This window comes from Chamaesiphon sp. OTE_20_metabat_361, from assembly GCF_031364565.1.
The window spans coordinates 1-1,925 of record NZ_JANLWO010000687.1; the positions used below are offsets into that span (position 1 = coordinate 1).

Below are 1,925 nucleotides of genomic sequence, written 5' to 3' on the forward strand. Positions count from 1 at the left end.
TAAATAATCCCTTGCCATTGACAAACCTGACGATCTTGAGGGGAATGATGAGCTAAACCCTCAATTAAGACGATCGCTTTTAAAAATTGTTGTTGCTTTAATAAAGACTGCAATTGGTCATACAACTTCCACTTCAATCGATCGCTATCTTGCGGCTGTTTTTGGGTGGTGGTTGACGGTGGCGCAGTAGTAACGCGAGTCTTAGTCGTACTGGCTGGTGTCTGCTGAGTCGTTCGATCGGGGTGAGGCTTGGCAGTTGCCGTAATTCCCGCGAGTAAAGTTTGATAAGCTTGATTGAGCGAGATAAAACGTTGATGTGCGTCAACATCACCTGGGTTGAGATCGGGATGCAGTTTGCGAGCCAAGGAACGGTAGGCAGTTTTCAGCTCCTCTATCGATGCGCCGCGATAGATGCCGAGTAACTGATAACATCGGTCTAAGTTGTTGGTAGATGCAACCATTGATTTACCAGAACGCTAGGATTGGACATTTCGAGTCATACTCTATTAGTATTCCCCGTAATTTGACCGCAGTATCATTTTTTTATCTTACACGAAAAACATCTTGTAATCAATATTTTAAAAACATTGCAACGGATCGCGATCTCCCCCAGTCAAATTGTCGATCGAGACATCTTACTCACACCAGCACAACATCACTACCTTACCCGCGTCCTCCGCCTGCCAACTGGCAGCAAGTTTCACGCGATCGACGGTACCGGACAACTGTATCTGTGCGAATTAGCGACATCAAATGCCCAGATCGTTGAATTAATTACCCCAGGCACCAGCTCAGTAAATCGCCAACTTTCACCCCCGATTACCCTGATTTGCGCTCTCCCCAAAGGGAATAACTTTGACGATATCGTCCGCGCCTGTACCGAACTCGGCGTGACGAATATCCTCCCCGCCCTGAGCGATCGCACCTTGCTAGTTCCCAGTCCCCAAAAGTATCAGAGATGGTGCAAAATCGCCCAGGAAGCTGCCGAACAATCGGAACGACTCACTATCCCCACGATCGCCGAACCACAGTCTCTACAGCGCATTTTGAGCGAACTTCCCGATCCAAGCGCCAAATATCTGTGCGAAGCTAGAGGCGAACATCCCCACCTCCTCACCTGTCTCCAATCGAGCAAAATTAGCGATCGACCCATTCTCATCGCGATCGGCCCTGAAGGCGGCTGGACGCCTGCTGAAATCCAGTTAGCACTCGCACATCAGTTTCAGCTTGTCTCCCTCGGACGCCAGATTTTCCGCACGATTACCGCTCCTATCGTTGCGTTATCGATCGTTACCGCCGCATTAGCGTAGGCTATTGGCTGCGATCGAGCAAATACTCGTCCCCAAGTCTTGATATAATAGCCAACTTCAGACCGGATCGATCGTTCGCCTGTCTTCAACGATAAATGTTTAGAGGCTCTCGCATATGCTAGAGCAAATCGATAATTTGGCGATACCCGATCGCAAGTCAAACACAAGTCGATGTATGAGTAGGTAGGCACAATTAGCCTCTTATATTTAAGTATCTGGGCGTAATTAAATATAAGATATCGTGTAGGGTGGGCACTGTCTTGATTCGCTCGATCTGGAGGAAACCTCCAGGGCGCGAATCGCTGCCCACCAGCTAGGTTTCAGCCATAATCTATCTTACAAATAATTGCATCTACCTACTTAGTTAACCCCAGCTACTTATATATCTCTAAATTTTATAGAAGTAGGTAAACACAATTATTTTAAATACTAAAATCATCTGTAACCCTGATGGTGGGCACTGCCCACCCTACAAAGTATCTAAAATCTAAAGCCCAAAACCTAAAGCCTAAAGCCCAAAGCCTATGGCCCACCCCCCACCCCCCCCCCCCCCCCCCGCGAAGAAATAAATAGTTAAATGAGAGGTTGTGGGTGTGGGTGTTTTTTGGGAAAAAA

Annotated in this window: 2 protein-coding genes; one reads left to right on the forward strand and one right to left on the reverse strand. The window is 47.5% G+C overall.

Annotated features, from left to right (window positions below; genetic code table 11):
- Positions 1-461, reverse strand: a 461-nt coding sequence (locus RMO35_RS19475; protein ID WP_309743332.1) for a J domain-containing protein, incomplete at its 3' end; no start/stop codon positions are given.
- Between the two features lie 126 nt (positions 462-587).
- On the opposite strand from RMO35_RS19475, the gene RMO35_RS19480 reads away from it, so the two are divergent.
- Positions 588-1,310, forward strand: coding sequence for a 16S rRNA (uracil(1498)-N(3))-methyltransferase (locus RMO35_RS19480; RefSeq protein ID WP_309743334.1), 723 nt, complete (start codon positions 588-590; stop codon positions 1,308-1,310).
- The last annotated feature ends 615 nt before the right edge of the window (positions 1,311-1,925 follow it).